Origin of the sequence: Streptomyces dioscori, from assembly GCF_003024195.1 — a bacterium.
Classification (GTDB): Bacteria; Actinomycetota; Actinomycetes; order Streptomycetales; family Streptomycetaceae; genus Streptomyces; species Streptomyces dioscori.
In genome coordinates, this window is the sequence record NZ_KZ679042.1 from 36,491 (window position 1) to 51,321 (window position 14,831).

General features: G+C 70.1%; 13 protein-coding genes. 4 read left to right on the forward strand and 9 right to left on the reverse strand.

Annotation, left to right across the window (positions count from 1 at the left end; translation table 11 throughout):
- Positions 1-42: 42 nt before the first annotated feature.
- From C6Y14_RS14160 to C6Y14_RS14170, 3 genes are all read right to left on the reverse strand, one after another.
- On the reverse strand, positions 43-780 hold the full coding sequence (locus C6Y14_RS14160) for an SDR family NAD(P)-dependent oxidoreductase (protein WP_107017012.1): 738 nt from the start codon (positions 778-780) through the stop codon (positions 43-45).
- Positions 781-854: 74 nt separating this feature from the next.
- Entirely contained in the window at positions 855-2,279 is a 1,425-nt protein-coding gene (locus C6Y14_RS14165; protein ID WP_107017013.1) for an FAD-dependent oxidoreductase, read from the reverse strand.
- Complete coding sequence (locus tag C6Y14_RS14170) at positions 2,276-3,553, reverse strand: aminotransferase class I/II-fold pyridoxal phosphate-dependent enzyme (RefSeq protein WP_107017014.1); 1,278 nt, start codon at positions 3,551-3,553, stop codon at positions 2,276-2,278. Before C6Y14_RS14170 ends, C6Y14_RS14165 begins: the two co-directional genes overlap by 4 nt.
- 1,057 nt (positions 3,554-4,610) lie before the next feature.
- On the opposite strand from C6Y14_RS14170, the gene C6Y14_RS14175 reads away from it, so the two are divergent.
- The gene (locus tag C6Y14_RS14175; protein ID WP_107017015.1) at positions 4,611-5,825 is read left to right on the forward strand and encodes a cytochrome P450; all 1,215 of its coding nucleotides are present in this window, start codon (positions 4,611-4,613) and stop codon (positions 5,823-5,825) included.
- A gap of 9 nt (positions 5,826-5,834) precedes the next feature.
- On the forward strand, positions 5,835-6,947 hold the full coding sequence (locus C6Y14_RS14180) for a type III polyketide synthase (RefSeq protein ID WP_107017016.1): 1,113 nt from the start codon (positions 5,835-5,837) through the stop codon (positions 6,945-6,947).
- A 31-nt stretch (positions 6,948-6,978) separates the two neighbouring features.
- Here the strand turns inward: C6Y14_RS14180 and C6Y14_RS14185 are convergent, their stop codons facing one another.
- The 6 genes from C6Y14_RS14185 to C6Y14_RS14210 all read right to left on the reverse strand — a co-directional run bounded on the left by C6Y14_RS14185 (position 6,979) and on the right by C6Y14_RS14210 (position 13,037).
- Positions 6,979-7,746: an ABC transporter permease subunit gene (locus C6Y14_RS14185; protein ID WP_107017017.1), complete on the reverse strand. Its 768-nt coding sequence runs from the start codon at positions 7,744-7,746 to the stop codon at positions 6,979-6,981.
- Complete coding sequence (locus C6Y14_RS14190; RefSeq protein WP_107017018.1) at positions 7,743-8,660, reverse strand: ABC transporter ATP-binding protein; 918 nt, start codon at positions 8,658-8,660, stop codon at positions 7,743-7,745. The genes C6Y14_RS14185 and C6Y14_RS14190 overlap by 4 nt, the downstream gene beginning before the upstream one ends.
- A gap of 123 nt (positions 8,661-8,783) precedes the next feature.
- On the reverse strand, positions 8,784-9,452 hold the full coding sequence (locus C6Y14_RS14195) for a response regulator (RefSeq protein ID WP_107017019.1): 669 nt from the start codon (positions 9,450-9,452) through the stop codon (positions 8,784-8,786).
- On the reverse strand, positions 9,449-10,633 hold the full coding sequence (locus tag C6Y14_RS14200) for a sensor histidine kinase (protein WP_107017373.1): 1,185 nt from the start codon (positions 10,631-10,633) through the stop codon (positions 9,449-9,451). Before C6Y14_RS14200 ends, C6Y14_RS14195 begins: the two co-directional genes overlap by 4 nt.
- Before the next feature lie 170 nt (positions 10,634-10,803).
- Complete coding sequence (locus C6Y14_RS14205; protein ID WP_107017020.1) at positions 10,804-11,814, reverse strand: STM4015 family protein; 1,011 nt, start codon at positions 11,812-11,814, stop codon at positions 10,804-10,806.
- A 215-nt stretch (positions 11,815-12,029) separates the two neighbouring features.
- Complete coding sequence (locus tag C6Y14_RS14210) at positions 12,030-13,037, reverse strand: DNA polymerase Y family protein (protein ID WP_107017021.1); 1,008 nt, start codon at positions 13,035-13,037, stop codon at positions 12,030-12,032.
- Between the two features lie 255 nt (positions 13,038-13,292).
- On the opposite strand from C6Y14_RS14210, the gene C6Y14_RS14215 reads away from it, so the two are divergent.
- A complete protein-coding gene (locus tag C6Y14_RS14215; RefSeq protein ID WP_107017022.1) occupies positions 13,293-13,505 on the forward strand; it encodes a hypothetical protein in 213 nt (70 codons plus the stop codon).
- A gap of 663 nt (positions 13,506-14,168) precedes the next feature.
- Positions 14,169-14,639 carry a cyclic nucleotide-binding domain-containing protein gene (locus C6Y14_RS14220; protein WP_107017023.1) on the forward strand — a complete coding sequence of 157 codons (471 nt, stop codon included), beginning with the start codon at positions 14,169-14,171 and terminating at the stop codon, positions 14,637-14,639.
- Positions 14,640-14,831: the final 192 nt, after the last annotated feature.

The window sequence follows — 14,831 nt, forward strand, 5'->3', positions numbered from 1 at the left end:
CCCTCCCTGGAATCATGAGGAAACAGGGGGCGGCCGCGACACCTACCGCATCGCGAGGCCGCCGTTGCAGTCGACCGTCTCCCCCGTGACGAAGGTGGCGCCGACCAGGTATTCGATGGTGCGGGCGACGTCCGCCACCCCTCCCGCGCGTTTCAGCGGGGTGTTCTCGATGAACTGCCGCATCTTGTCCTTCGACGTCACGCGCTCGTGGAAGCGGGTGTCGATGATGCCGGGCGCCACCGCGTTGACCCGGATGTCCGGCGCGAGTTCGGCTGCGGCGCCGCGCGTGAAGGAGTCCATGGCGGCCTTGGACGCGCCGTACGCCGTCGCGGTCGGCGCCCCGTGACGCATCGCGATCGACGTCACGTTCACGACGCAGGGGTCGTTGCGGCCCCGGCGCAGGAGCCCGGTGCACAGGCTGGTCAGCCGCATCGCGGAGAAGGTGTTCAGTGCGAACGTGGCGGCGAGGTGATCCCATGTCAGGTCCCCGACGGACTGGCGCTCGATCATTCCGCCCGCGTTGTTGACCAGGACGTCCAGCGCGTCCGTGCGCCTGCCGACCTCCTCGAAGAACGCCTCGCAACCCGCGTCCGTGGTCAGGTCGGCCTCGACCACGTCGACGCCGGCACAGACCGGCGCCAGCTCCTCCCGCAGGGCCAGGGCACCCTCCTTCGCCGCGTGGTAGTGCAGGATCAGCCGGTTTCCGGTGGCCAGCCGCCGCGCCGTCCCGGCCCCGATGCCGCTGCCGGCACCTGTGATCAGAATGTTCTTCCCGGACATGCCTGCATCCCCTCCGGGCCGCCTCTCACGGCCCACGTTCTCGGCAGGAACCCGCTGTGCCGCACCGGCCGTGCTCACCGCGCGACCTGCCGCGCGCCCGACCGGTCGACGGTGTCGCCGAACCGCAGGGCGAGGGCCTCGGGCACGTTCATGTTGACCGCGTGCTTCCTCGCCCGGGAGGTCAGCAGTTCCGGCTCGCCCGCCCAGTCGGGCGGCGTCTCCCAGCAGGTACGGGTCGATCCGGCGAGGATCTCCTCGGCTTCGTCCGCGTCCACGTTGCCGGCGGCCCGGGAGTGCTCCAGCGCCAGAGCCAGCTCCTTGCGGCCGTTGACGGCGCACATCGTCCACTTGGGCAGTACGGTCATCGTGGCACCGGAGTCGACGCCGAAGACGCCGATGTTCCGCCGCATCCGCGAGTCCGAGACGGTGTTGATGGCGACCTTGAGGTAGGTCCCGAGGATCTGTGACCGGCGCAGCTCGGGGTAGAACTCACGCAGCCGGCTCACCGTCCGCTCGGCGCGCTCCTGCATCTCCGGGTGGCCCTCGGCGAGGTGGCGCGCGTACGGGGCGGCGCCGGTGACCGGGTCCATCACCAGGTTCGTCACGTGTCCGGCCGGTGGGTGGTAGATCATCGCGACGTGCTCGTTGAGCGGGCTGAGCATGCCTCCGTAGGCGTCCTCCAGTTTCAGGCAGGTGAAGTTCTTCTCCGTGCCGTCGGGGAGGTCGACGTAGAGGATCTCCCGCAGCGCCATGAACAGCCGGGGGAACTCGATCCGCGGATTCAGCGCCTTGGCCAGGCCGAACGCCGCGGTCGCCGCGCACAGGCTCACCTGGTCCGCGACCAGGGTGCGCACGGTGCCACGGGCGTCGGTGTGGACGACGTCGTACCGGCCGTCGGTACGGCGCTCCACCGTCCGTACGTTGCTGCCCTCGCGGAAGTCGACACCGCACTGCCGCATTTCCCAGTCGAGCACCGTGGACACGAGCACGGGGTTCATCCCCCGCTGCGGGGTCAGGAACGCGGCAGCCACGTCGTGGACGCCGTCCACGGTGGGCACCTCGCGGCAGACCTCCGACGGGTCGCCGAAGACGGCGTTGGCCGGATTCTCCTCGCACCGCCGTGTGTAGTGCGCGCGGATGACGTCCATGTTCGTGCGGCACTGGCCGACGATGTCGTGGCCGTCGTCCATCATGCTCCGGGAGGCGATGATGCGGCTGTTCGTCTTGCCGCCGTAGATCGTCTCGGGAAAGAAGCGCTCGTTCTCGATGCGGCCGTCCAGGCAGTCGCGCGCGCTCTGCGGGTCGAAGGGGTACTCGGCGCCGCTGTGGTTCTCGCTGACGATGTTGCTGGTCTGCGTGCAGACGGGGTACGTGTCTTCGGAGCGCGCCCGCTGCCCCTCCAGGACGACGACGTCGTACCCCGCGCGGCTGCGGGTGATCGCGGCGACGCAGCCGGCGATTCCGGCGCCGATCACCACGTGCAGTTCCCTGTGCTTCATTTCCCGCCCTCCCCGTTCCCGTCGGTCGCGTAGGCCGCGGGGGTCGCGTAGGTCGCCTGGACACGCTTGAGCGCGGCGGCGACACCCCGGATGTCGTCCTCGGTGTGGTTGGCCGCGATGCACAGCCGCAGCTGCGCGGACTTGCGGCGGACGATGGGGAAGAAGACCACCGACGCGTAGTAGCCCTCGGCCAGGAGTTCCTCGCCGGCCTTGAGGGCGTTCGCCTCGTCCCCGATCGGCACCATCCGGATGGGGCTGAACGGCAGGGACTGGCCCATCAGTTCGTCGAACAGCGCCACCCGCTCGCGCAGGGTCTGCTGGAGGGGAGCGATCGCGCCCTCCTCGTGCAGTTCGACGACGGCGCGGCACGCGTAGACCGCCTGGAAGGTCTGCGCCGCGGAGAACGCGTAGACCTGCCCGTAGGAGCGGATCAGCTGCTCGCGCCACTCGCCCTGGACGAGCAGGCCTCCGCCGTAGGCGCCGAAGCCCTTGGACAGCGAGTAGGTGAGGATGACGCGCTCGGGGATGTCGCCCTCGATCTGGCTGAGGAGCTGGCCCTCACCGCGCTCGCCGAAGATGCCCAGGCCGTGGGCGTCGTCGATGTAGAGCCACAGGTCCAGCTCCTCGGCCAGGTCGAGCAGCTCGCGGGCCGGGCACAGACCGCCCATCGAGTAGATGCCGTCGGCCACGTAGACCGGCACCTCACCGCGTGCCCGTGCGGCCGTGGCCTGCTTGCGCAGATCCTCGAAGGAGTTGTGGGGAACCGTCTCCACCGTCGCCTCGGCGGCGAGCACCGGTTTGAGGTACGCCATGGAGGAGTGGGCGAACTGGTCGAAGATCAGGCACGTCCTGTGTGCCGTGCCCTCCTCGAAGAGCACTCCGCTGGCGAGGAGCGGCATGAGAGAGATGTGCGCGGTGGTCGTCGAGGGAAAGGTGATGGCCCGTCCGCGGTACAGCGCGGACAGCTCCTCTTCGAGGAGTCGCTGCGGCTCGAAGGAGAAGCGCGAGCGGGCGCAGCAGAAGTTCATGCCCCATTCCTCGTCCACGGCCTTCGATGCCGCGATCACGCGGGGGTGCAGGTCGAGCCCGAGGTAGGAGCAGTTGACGAACTCGACCACCCCGCGGCCGTCCGGCAGGAACACCTGCTTCCCTTTGCGGCCGGTGATGCTCACCTGCATCAGGCTGCTGTCGACAGCGCGCTCGTACTGAGCGGACGACTCCTTGATGACGAAGGGCGTGTTCCTGAGCCGGACGGATTGCGAAGACGACGCCATGTCTACCTCGATAACGTAGAGAATACAGTGGCTATTGACGGGATTTCGCGAACACTCATCACGCTTTTCCTGTTCGGGAAACTCCGGACCACAGCGGACCGGACAAGGGAAAGTAATTCTTGTTCTCCGGCTTTCTTTTCGACATGCCGGATCGACGGGGCCGGACGATCATCGAATCCGGCCGGCCGAACTCGCCACGGAAAGGGCGCGGACCATGCGCCTTCATGGGGCGGTCCAGCCGAAGGACAGGCTCCGGCCGGCGCGGGTGTTCAGCGTGCGGCGCCGCTCCCGCGCGGTGCCGCAACGAAACTCAGTGGCGCTCTCACGGGGCTCACCCCGGATCCGGCCCCACAGAGACACACCTTGTGGCCGGTGACGCTTTCCCCCGTCAGCACAGAGGCCGCTGCCGCGATCAAAAGCGCGTGCTTGACCTTGCTCACTATCTCCCCCAACTGCGGACGGCAGCGGGCCAATACGATGCCCCTACGGTGCCATTTCCACTGGCCCCGTTTGCCGTCCATCCCCCGTGGATGGAATTAATAGAACAGTCCACTACCGGCCCCTGTCAACACCTGACGACACCGTTCGGATTTCTCCGTCACCCGGAAGATGAAACGGAATACCGACGACACCGCGATGATGTGCGGACATCACCCACGACGGAATCGAACTGGCAGTGATCCCGCACAGGGTAAACAAAAAGGAAAACGTGGTGCCGAGCAGGGCGAAGACGCCGACGCCCTGCTAATTGAGATCTGCGCCACACTCGCGGACGGGTCCGTACCGGTACACCCTCGACCGCCCACGCGGGCGTGGCGATCCCTCGCCGCCGCCCGGTCCGGCGGAGGGTCCGCGGCACCACTGCTCCGCGAGCGAGGATGCGCTACTGGCGGTCGTGGCCCGGTTCCTGTCGACGCCCCTCGGTAGCGAAGACCCCCCATAAGGGCGGTTTACCGCCTTTTGAGGTCACCCCGCAATGGGCCGGGTAGTGCGTTGAGAGGCGCACCGTACGCGGATGTCGCGTACGTACGCCCGGTGTTGAGGGGGAAGCACAGCGATGACCACTGCGGATACAGATATCGGGACGGCGTGCCCGTTCCGCCACGACGACGCGCTGGAACCCGATCCGTTCATGACCCGGATGCGCACCGAGGCGCCCGTGACCCGGGTCCAAATGCCCTACGGGACGGGTACGTGCTGGCTGGTGACACGCTACGAGGACGTACAGACGGTGACCTCGGACCGGCGGTTCAGCAGGGCCGCGCTGGTCGGCCGGGACTTTCCACGGATCACCCCGGTGCCCATCGCGCAGTCCGAGGCGATCAACCTGATGGATCCGCCCGCGCTCAACCGGGTGCGCCGGCTGGTCATCCACGCCTTCACCACTCCCCAGGTCGAGGCGTTGCGTCCGTGGACGCAGCGGACCACGAACGCGCTGCTGGACGCGATGGCCGAGCACGGCGCACCGGCGGACATCGCCGCACACCTGGCCAACGAGCTGCCGCTGATGACGATCAGCCAGCTGATGGACGTACCGGAAGAGGACCGCCCGCAACTGCGCCGGTGGGCGACGGCCATGATGTCGATGAGCGCTGCCGACCGCACCTCGGCCGTCGAGGCGAAGTCCGCGCTGCGTGACTACTTCACCGCACTGACCACAGCGCGGCGCCACGCCCCTGGCGACGATCTGATCAGCGCGATGGCCGCCGCCCGCATCGGGGACGAGATGCTGGAGGAGGGAGAGCTGGCCGTGCTGGCCATGCTCCTGGTGGTCACCGGACACGACACCACCACCTACGACATCAGCAACATCGTCTACACCCTGCTGACCCATCCGGCCCACCTGGCCCAACTGCGCACACGGCCCGAACTACTGCCCCAGGCGCTGGAGGAGCTGCTGCGTCACATCCCCTTCCGCCAGGGCGTCGGCATTCCCAGAGTGGCCCTGGAGGACGTGGAACTCGGCGGCCAGCTCATTCGGGCGGGCGACACCGTGCAGGTGTCGTACCTGACCGCCAACCGCGACAGCCTGGTGTACGAGCGGCCCGACGAGCTGGACTTCGAACGGCAGGCGCCCGCAGGGCACATGGCCTTCGGATACGGCAGCCACCACTGCCTCGGCTCCCACCTGGCCCGTATGGTCCTCCAGGTGTCCATCGGCACGCTGCTGGCCCGTTTCCCCACCCTGCGACTGGCCGTGCCCGAGGACGAGGTGCGGTGGAACACCGTGTCGATCTGGCGCTATCCACTCGCTCTTCCGGTGACCTGGTAGGGGACGGACATGGCCACACTGTGCAGGCCCGCCATCGCCGTGCCCGAACACATCATCACTCGTGAGCAGACCCTCGACCTCGCAAGGGAGCTGCACGCAGGCCACCCACAACTACCGCTCGCGTTACGTCTGATCGCCAACACCGGCGTACGGACACGTCACCTGGTGCAGCCCATCGAGGAGACCCTGCGCCACCCCGGCCTCACCACCCGCAACGCCCGGTACGAGACGGAAGCCAAAGCCCGGGTACCCGAAGCCGTGCGCCGCGCCCTGTCCCACGCCGAACTCGCCCCGCGCGACATCGACATGATCGTCTACGTGTCCTGCACCGGATTCATGATGCCGTCGATGACCGCCTGGCTCATCAACACGATGGGCTTCCGCCCGCAGACCAGGCAGTTGCCGATCGCGCAACTCGGCTGCGCAGCGGGCGGCGCCGCCATCAACCGCGCGCACGACTTCTGCACCGCCTATCCGTACGCCAACGTGCTGATCGTGTGCTGTGAGTTCTGCTCGCTGTGCTACCAGCCGACGGACCTGGCGGTGGGCAACCTGCTGTCCAACGGGCTGTTCGGTGACGCCATCGCCACCGCGGTCGTCCGCGGCCGGGGCGGTACGGGCGTACGACTGGACCACAACGGATCCCACCTGGTGCCCGGCACCGAGGACTGGATCTCGTACGCGATCCGCGACACCGGCTTCCACTTCATGCTCGACAAACGGGTCCCCGGCACCATGGCCGACCTCGCCCCCGCCCTGCGCGACATGGCCGCCCTGCGCGACTGGAACATCTCCGACCTCGCCTTCTACATCGTCCACGCCGGCGGACCCAGAATCCTCGACGACCTGTGTACGCACCTGAACCTGCCACCGGCGATGTTCCGCTACAGCCGGGCCACCCTCACCGAGCGCGGCAACATCGCCAGCGCCGTCGTCTTCGACGCCCTGGAACGCTTCTTCGACGACGGCGGTGCCGACCACACGGCACAGGGGCTCATCGCGGGATTCGGCCCCGGGATCACCGCCGAGATCACCCTGGGCACCTGGAACACGACCGGGGAACCGGACCGGCCACCCACACACCGACTGACGGCCTTGCCCGGCGCACCGGCCCACGCGTGAACACCGAACACACCACCACTCGCTGTGGGTGTCATGCGTCCCGCTTGCGCAGCTTCAGGGCTGCGAGCAGGAGAAGCGCCGTCGTGTAGGCCCCGACCAGCAGCAGGGACGGCCAGGGGCCGAGACTGCCGACCGTCTCCGCGGTCGCGTCCGAGGTCTGGGTGAGTTTCTGCAGTGCGGCAGTCGGCGAGAGGCCCGCGACCCAGCGCTGGGCGTCGCCGAAGAGCGGGCCGAGGAGGGAGGGCAGGAGCAGGACGCCGACGACGGCGGTGACAGCGCCGGCGGAGTGGCGGACAAGGGTGCCCACCGCCAGGCCGAGGAGCGCGGCCACGGCGAAGGAGAGGGCGACCCCTAACAAGGCCGGGAACGGGTCTCCTTGGGCATACGTGTCGTCATCGAGCATCATGTCCTCGACCAGGTAGGCGAGGGTGCAGGAGATCAGCGCCACGGTGCAGGTCAGGCCCGCGAGCAGCACGGCCTTGGCGGCCAGCACGGTGCCGCGGCGCGGGGTGGCGACAAACGTGGTGCGGATGGTGCCACTGCCGTACTCGCCGGTGATCACCAGAGCGCCGACGACCGCTGCCAGCATCTGGGCGGTGACCGAGAGGGTCAGGGCGGCGCCCAGCACCGTGTCGTCCGGTCGCAGGCTCCCTGTCCGGGCGACGAAGACCGCGCCGAGCACGGGGACGACGGCGGTCGCGAGAGTCGGCCGGACCAGGGAGCGCACACTGCGGAACTTGATCCACTCGTGGATCAGGGCCTGCCGGAGCCCGGCTCGTGCGTCGGTGGGGCCGGTCATCGCCGGACCTCCCGCCGCGTCCGGTACTCCGCCGCCTCGTGCGCCAGGGCCGTGTAGACCTCTTCCAACGAGGAGTGTGCCGGGCTGAGTTCATGGACGGTCAGGTGATGGTGGCTGACCAGGTCGCCGATCGAGGACGCGTCGACGCCGTGCACTCGGAAGCCGCCGCGAGCGTCCAGGCGTACGGTCGCGCCCTCGGCCTCCAGCAGGGCACGCAGTTTTTCGGGTTCCGGGGAGCGGACCAGCGTATGCGTGTGGGAGTTCGTCTCGACGAAGTCCCGCACGCTCGTGTCGGCGAGCACCCGGCCACGGCCGATCACGATCAGGTGGTCGGCGGTGAGCTCCATCTCGCCCATGAGATGGCTGGAGAGGAAGACCGTACGGCCCTGTGCGGCCAGGGACTTCAACAGGGTGCGGATCCAGCGGATGCCCTCGGTGTCCAGGCCGTTGACCGGCTCGTCGAGGATCAGCACCGCCGGGTCGCCGAGCAGGGCGGCCGCGATGCCGAGCCGCTGGGACATGCCGAGGGAGAAGCCCTTCACACGGCGTCCCGCGACATCGGTCAGGCCGGTCAAGCCGAGGACGTCCTCGACCCGGTGCTGCGGGAGGCGGTTGCTCGCCGCCAGCCCGGCCAGGTGCTGCTGGGCGGTGCGGCCGCCGTGGACGCCCTTCGCGTCCAGCAGCGAGCCGACCGTACGCAGCGGCGCGGGCAGCTCGGCATAGCGTCGGCCGGCCACCGTGGCCGTCCCCGAGGTGGGTGTGTCGAGGCCGAGGACCAGGCGCAACGTGGTCGATTTTCCGGCGCCGTTGGGACCGAGGAAACCGGTGACCCGGCCGGGCGGGACGCTGAACGTCAGCCGGTCCACGGCCGTGCGGTCTCCATAGCGTTTGGTGAGTTCGCGCACTTCGATCATGCGGATGACGATAGGAAGCCCCGCCGGTCCGGGCATCCTCCGAAGGGAGTCGGCGACTGCTCCCGGCGAAGTAGCCGCCGGCCCGCGCCCGTTGGGCACGCCGCTCCCACCCCGGCTGCTTGCTCACCGTTCGCCCGCCCTGACCAGCCCTGTCTCGTATGCCAGTACCACCAGTTGGGCCCGGTCCCGGGCGCGGAGCTTGGTCATGGCACGGCTCACATGGGTCTTCGCGGTCAGGGGGCTCATCAGGAGCCGGCGGCCGATCTCCTCGTTGCTGAGTCCGGCCGCGACCAGGGCCATCACCTCGCGCTCCCGTTCCGTGAGGACCGCCAACCGATCGGCGCCGGCCGCTTCCGGGCCCTTCAGCCGGGCGAACTCCTCCACGACCGAGCGGGTCACCGCCGGTGCGAGGAGGCTTTGACCGGCTGCGACCGTGCGGATCGCCGCCCGTAGCTCGTCCGGTTCGATGTCCTTCAGAAGGAACCCGGCCGCGCCGTGCCTCAGTGCCTCGAAGACGTAGTCGTCGACCTGGTACGTGGTGAGCACGACCACGCGCACGCCGTCCAGGGCGCGGTCCGCGGCGATGCGGCGGGTGGCCTCGATGCCGTCGACTCCGGGCATGCGGATGTCCATCAGGACGACGTCGGGCCGGGTCAGCCGTACCGCCTCCACGGCCTGCCGTCCGTCGGCCGCCTCCGCGACCACGACCAGATCGTCGGTCAGGTCCAGGAGTGCGCGAAAGCCAGCCCGTACGACGGTCTGGTCGTCCGCGAGCACCACACGCACCGTCATGGTCCCTCTCCCCCTTCGCCGCCGAGGGCCGGGAGCTCGGCCCTCACCCGGAAGCCGCCGCCGGGCACCGGTCCGTAGTCGATCGTGCCTCCGGCCGCCGTCGCCCGCTCCCGCATCCCGACCAGGCCGAAGCCTCCCCCGGCCGGCGGCGGGGCGGGCGAGCCGTCGTCGACGACCTCCACCGTCAGCCTTCCGTCCACCCGTACGACGGACACCGCCGCGCGCCGGGCACCGGAGTGCCGGGCGACGTTCGTCAGCGCCTCCTGGACGATCCGGTAGGCCACCAGCCCCACGACCGGCGACACCCCCTCCCACTCCCCCTCCCGCCGGAGCGCGATCTCCACGCCACCGCCCGCGAACCGGTCGATCAGCTCGTCGAGTCGCCCGATGGCGGGCGCAGGTTCCGCCGGGTCGCCCGCCGGCTCACGCAACACGGTGACGGTGGCCCGCAGTTCCCGTACCGCCTCCTTGCCTGCCTCCCGTACCTGCCGCATCGCCGCCCGTGCCACCTCCGGCCGCACGTCGTACGCGTCCAGTGCCACGCCTGCCTGCACGGTCATCGCCGTGACCGTGTGGGCGACGACGTCATGCAGTTCACGGGCGATCCGCAGCCGTTCCTCGTGCACCCGACGCGCCGCCTCCCGCTCCCGGTCCTCCTCGGCGCGAGCGGCCCGTGCGGCGTACTCGGTCTGCAACTGCCGCCGCGTGCGCACCACTTCGCCCAGCAGCAGCGGTACGAGCGGCCACAGCATCTCCAGCACCGCGAGGCCCTGGGGGTTCACCACGTCGTTGCCCACGCGCAGCGCGACCGCACCCGACACGAGGGAGGCGATCAGCGCGGTCCGCAGGGTGCGGGGCCGGTCGCCCTGCACCGCGACCGTGTACAGCGCCACGATCACGGGCAGGTTCAGCAACTCCCCGATGTGCCCGTACAGCGCCCAGCCCGCGCACGCCGCCCCCGTCACCAGGGTGGCGGCCACCGGCCATCGCCGCCGCCAGAACAGTGCCGGCAGGGAGATCGCCAGCAGCAGCCAGGTGAACCAGTCCGCCTGCCGGTAGTCCGGTTCGTTCGACCACGCGTCCAGCCCAGTGACCCAGGCGACGCCGGCCACCACGAGGAGATCCACGGACCGCGGCGAAAGACGGCGCAACGAGGCGGTGAGGCGATCGACGGACGTCACCTGCTCACCGTACGAGGGACGCCGCCGCGGCGTGTACGCCAGCGGGAGTAGCGGGTGCTTCCGGCGCGGCTGCGCCACCGCTGCCGACGCGGGCCGCAAGGGCAGCCCCGACCGGCTCCTCCTGCCGAAGTCTCAGTCGGCGAGGGCTCTTCGACCGCCGGCACGTGGATTCACTCCGCCACGGAGACGTAGCGCTCGTCGGCGCCGTCGTCGTCCAGCTCCGCCTCGCCCCGGTCGACGTCCACCTCCACGCCCGCGTTTCCGAGCGTCTCGCATATCCGTTGCCGGAAGGGTTCGCTCAGGAAGTTGTGGTGCAGGTCCAGCTTCTTGAGGTGGGTGAGTGGCTGGCCCGCGAGGAGGGCGGCGGCGCCGTCGTCGCCCAGCGTGCCCATGGACAGGTCGAGCACTTCGAGCCGGGCGACCACCGGGGCCGAGGCGAGGGCGACAGCGATCTCGTCCTGGATCTCGCTGTTGCGCAGAGCCAGGTGCCGCAACCGCGGGAACCGGTCGCCGTACAGGATCGGCTCAAGGTCCGCGACCGCGCAGTCACCTCCGTACTCCGAGACGCCCAGCCACAGGTCGAGGTGCTCCAGCGCTGGCAGTTCACTGGCCCCCACACCACGGACGACATCCACCGGCAGGCCACCGCTCTGCACGGTCAGCCTGCGCAGCGCGTCGTGGCGCAGGGCAGGGAACTCCAACCGCTGCACCCTTCCCATGGAATTGCTCTCTCCCGCGCGCACACCGAATTCCTCCAGCGCGGGAAACCCGGCCAGCAGCGGAGTGACGTCGGTCTGGCTGATCATCGAGATCTCGCACTCCTCGGCCACGATGTCCCCGAGGAACAGCGACCGCAGGGCAGGCAGCCGGTCGCGCGCGGCCAACAGCGCCTCGATGGCCCGAGAGGGGTCCATGTCGAGGGGGTCGTCCCAGCTTCCGACGATGAGGGCACGGACCCGCGTGGTGTCGACCTCGGCGCAGAATCGGTCGAGTGCCTCGTCCCAGCACTCCTCTTCGGGTAAGGGCTCCCCTACGGTGCTCCGCCAGACCACGGCGTCGGGCTGGCCGTTGATCCGCCAGGCCACGGTGTCGGGGGCGGGCAGCGTCGTCGTCGCCTCCCGCGCGGGAAACGTGTAGGCGGGGAGGCCGTACAGCTCCTCCATCCGGTCGTAGAAACTCATCCGGGCTGCTCCTGTCCTGCGATGCGCGGTGAATCGGAAAAGGGGAAATCTGCTGGGGCTCACTCTGACAGGGGGGTCTGTCCGGGTGCTGACGGACCCTCGGTCGGTGGTCGGCCGTCGGTGGTCGGCCGTCGGCGGTCGGCGGTCGGCGGTCGGCGGTCGGCGGTCGACCGTCGGCGGTCGGCCGTCGGGACCACAGCCGATGGACGGGGTGGTCAGGAGGCACGGCGGAAGGCGGCGGCCGGGCCGATCGCGCCGGGTCCGAACTTCCTTCGGATACGGTCGCTGACCGCCTCCGCGACCAGCCGGTCCTCCCGCGCCCGGTCCAGACTGATCTGCTCGGCCACCTGGTCGGCGTCGACCAGGTCCTCACCCCTGAGAACGAGGCCGGTCAGCCGCCCGCGCTGCAGGCCCGCGGCATCGATGAGCCGGTACGCCATCGTGCGCAGGTCGTCCTCGTGCGCGGACGCCTCCGGCAGACGGCGCGTCTTCTCCCACGATGTCCCGCCGGAGAACCGCAACGCGAGGGTGAGGCCGCGTGCCACCTGGCCGCGGTCGCGCAGGCGGAGTCCGAGCCGGACGACCAGTTCGAGCAGGGCGCCGCGGACCTGGGCGCCGTCCAGGGTGTGCCGGCCGAAGGTGTGGCGCACGCTCGTGGACGCGGGCAGAGCACGCGGGGCGACAGGGCGGGGGTCGATGCCACGGGCCCGGTCCACGGCGATCCGCCCGGCCGTGCCGCCCAGCAGGCGCTGCACGGTGGCTGCCGGGATGGTGGCGAGCAGGTCCACGCAGTGCACGCCGTACTCGCGCAGGGCCGCCGCCTGCTTCGGACCGATGCCGTGCAGGGCTTCGACGGGCAGCGGCCCGAGCCAGTCGAGGACCTCCTCCCGCTCCACGGCGAGGACTCCGCCGGGCGCGTCGATCTGTGCGGAGGCCGTGGCCGCGACCGTGATCGTGGGGCCGATCCCGACGCGGACATCGACGCCGAGCCGCGACAGGGTCCGCACCCGCAGCACCTCTCCCAGATGCCGGGCGTCGGCACCGTGATAGAGCAGTGCGCCCTTCAGCTCCACCAGGGCCGCGGCCGGCGGGAGTGCCTGCACGGTGGAGGAGAGCTCCGCGCACTGCTCCAGGACCTGCCGGAACACGTCCTCCGGCAGCCGGTCCGGACAGCGCACATGCATCACACTCGCCACCCGCACCTGGGCTTCCGCTGCCGCCATGGCACCCCACCTCCTCCAGACGCAGACTATCGAACTAGTATTCGAACACGCGAATGATGGACACACCGGACCGCGAATCCAGGAACGAGGCCAACCCAGCATCGGCATCAGTCGCCATCGGTATCGGCATCGGCATCGGCCAAGGACGCCGGTGCGGCCTACACCGCCACGGCGCGCTGACCGGCCCGTACGCCGTTCTGCCTCTTACGCTGCGTCCGCGGTGACCCGCCACCCTCACCCGGAACAGGACCCCTGATGACCGCGACTCCCCCGCCACCGATCAGCGAACCGGACCCTTCCACCTTCACCATCTCCAGCAGTTACGTCGGCCCCTGCTCCGGCTGCCAGCGGCCCACGCACAAGTACGGCAGCGGCGGACTGCCCCTGTGCCGGTGGTGTCTGTCCCCTGTACGGGAGAACTGGGGATCAGCCGTGCACTTCACCAGCACTCGCGCCCAGCCCGGGTGACCAGCCCGACCGGCCACTCGGACAGGAGAAGGATGCGCCTCGAACGCCCCGAACGGCCCGACCGGCACGAAGCGGCTGCCGGACCGCGGCGCTGCGCGAACAGCTGCGGCATGTCCACTGGACAGGCGGCGGGAGCGGTGCGGGCAAGTCGACGCTTGCACGCCGCTTCGCGGATCAGTACGGGTGGCAGGCTCGACCTCACCTCTCACCTTGCGCCTCGGTCCGCATTCACCCCGACCTGATCACCGGCATCCGCCTCACAGCCACCGGCCGGCCCGGGGGGCCTTGGAACCACGCGAGCAGGGCACTGATCGGGGAGTCGGTCACCAGTCGGCGTCGATGGGGAGGAGTGGCCGGGGTGTGCGGCCCGCATGCTGCCGACGACCTGGTCCAGGGTCTGCTGGGCCCCTTCGTGCTCGCTGTTGCCCATGGGGACGGAGGCGGGAGGGCGAGGGTGCCACTGCCAGGCGTGCACCACGCTCAGCGGGCTCCGCGGCGCACGGTCTCCCCCTCGCGCCGGAACGGGCCCGTGCGGAGGGCGCCGAAGGACCTCGGCCGAGTACCGGGTGGCCCGGTCATGGGGCCGGGTGGCCCATGGTCCCGGCGAGGACCCGGGCAGGACGCTGTGAACGCAAGGACCGCATGCACCCATGGAGGCACCCCATGAACGATTCCGTCACGTCGAGCATGCTGCGGGCCCTGCCCGCCGCACATCGGCAGCGGTTGCTGGAACTCGCCCGCCAGGTGTCGTTCGAGGCGGGCTCCCGTCTCTTCGAGGAGGGCGGACGGGCCGACCGGTTCTGGATCGTGCGCACCGGAACGGTCGCCCTCGACATGCGGGTGCCCGGCCGGCGGGCAGCGGTCATCGAGACACTCGGGCACAACCAACTCGTGGGTTGGTCCTGGCTGTTCGCGCCGCACACCTGGCACCTGGGCGCCGAGGCCACCACTCCCGTACGCGCCCACGAGTTCGAAGCCGCGGCCGTACGCGCTCTGTGCGGGAGCGATCCGGCGTTCGGCATGGCGGTCACCCAGTGGGTCGGTGACGTACTGGCCCACCGGCTGCGCGCGGCCCGCACCCGGCTGCTGGACCTGTACGCCCCCTACGGCAGCGGCAGCGGCAGCCGCGTGTGACGCCCCCGGCCGAAGCGTTCAAGTAGGCATCTTTCAGCCGTGCGCCACCACGGCGACGGGGGCCGTGGCGTGGTGCAGGACGGCGGCGCTGCCGGCCGGGGCCCTGCTTCCGCCGCTGGTTCTGGCTCGCGCCGGACGGCGGCACCGTGTTCGGCGCGGCCTTCTGCGTGTGGCTGATGAGCCAGGCACTGT

Coding starts and splice junctions, on each gene's coding strand:
- C6Y14_RS14210 (WP_107017021.1), bottom strand. CDS start 13,037: ATGGCGGCAGCGGAAGCCCAGGTGCGGGTGGCGAGTGTGATGCATGTG.
- C6Y14_RS14205 (WP_107017020.1), bottom strand. CDS start 11,814: ATGAGTTTCTACGACCGGATGGAGGAGCTGTACGGCCTCCCCGCCTAC.
- C6Y14_RS14220 (WP_107017023.1), top strand. CDS start 14,169: ATGAACGATTCCGTCACGTCGAGCATGCTGCGGGCCCTGCCCGCCGCA.
- C6Y14_RS14215 (WP_107017022.1), top strand. CDS start 13,293: ATGACCGCGACTCCCCCGCCACCGATCAGCGAACCGGACCCTTCCACC.
- C6Y14_RS14185 (WP_107017017.1), bottom strand. CDS start 7,746: ATGACCGGCCCCACCGACGCACGAGCCGGGCTCCGGCAGGCCCTGATC.
- C6Y14_RS14190 (WP_107017018.1), bottom strand. CDS start 8,660: ATGATCGAAGTGCGCGAACTCACCAAACGCTATGGAGACCGCACGGCC.
- C6Y14_RS14160 (WP_107017012.1), bottom strand. CDS start 780: ATGTCCGGGAAGAACATTCTGATCACAGGTGCCGGCAGCGGCATCGGG.
- C6Y14_RS14175 (WP_107017015.1), top strand. CDS start 4,611: ATGACCACTGCGGATACAGATATCGGGACGGCGTGCCCGTTCCGCCAC.
- C6Y14_RS14195 (WP_107017019.1), bottom strand. CDS start 9,452: ATGACGGTGCGTGTGGTGCTCGCGGACGACCAGACCGTCGTACGGGCT.
- C6Y14_RS14165 (WP_107017013.1), bottom strand. CDS start 2,279: ATGAAGCACAGGGAACTGCACGTGGTGATCGGCGCCGGAATCGCCGGC.
- C6Y14_RS14180 (WP_107017016.1), top strand. CDS start 5,835: ATGGCCACACTGTGCAGGCCCGCCATCGCCGTGCCCGAACACATCATC.
- C6Y14_RS14170 (WP_107017014.1), bottom strand. CDS start 3,553: ATGGCGTCGTCTTCGCAATCCGTCCGGCTCAGGAACACGCCCTTCGTC.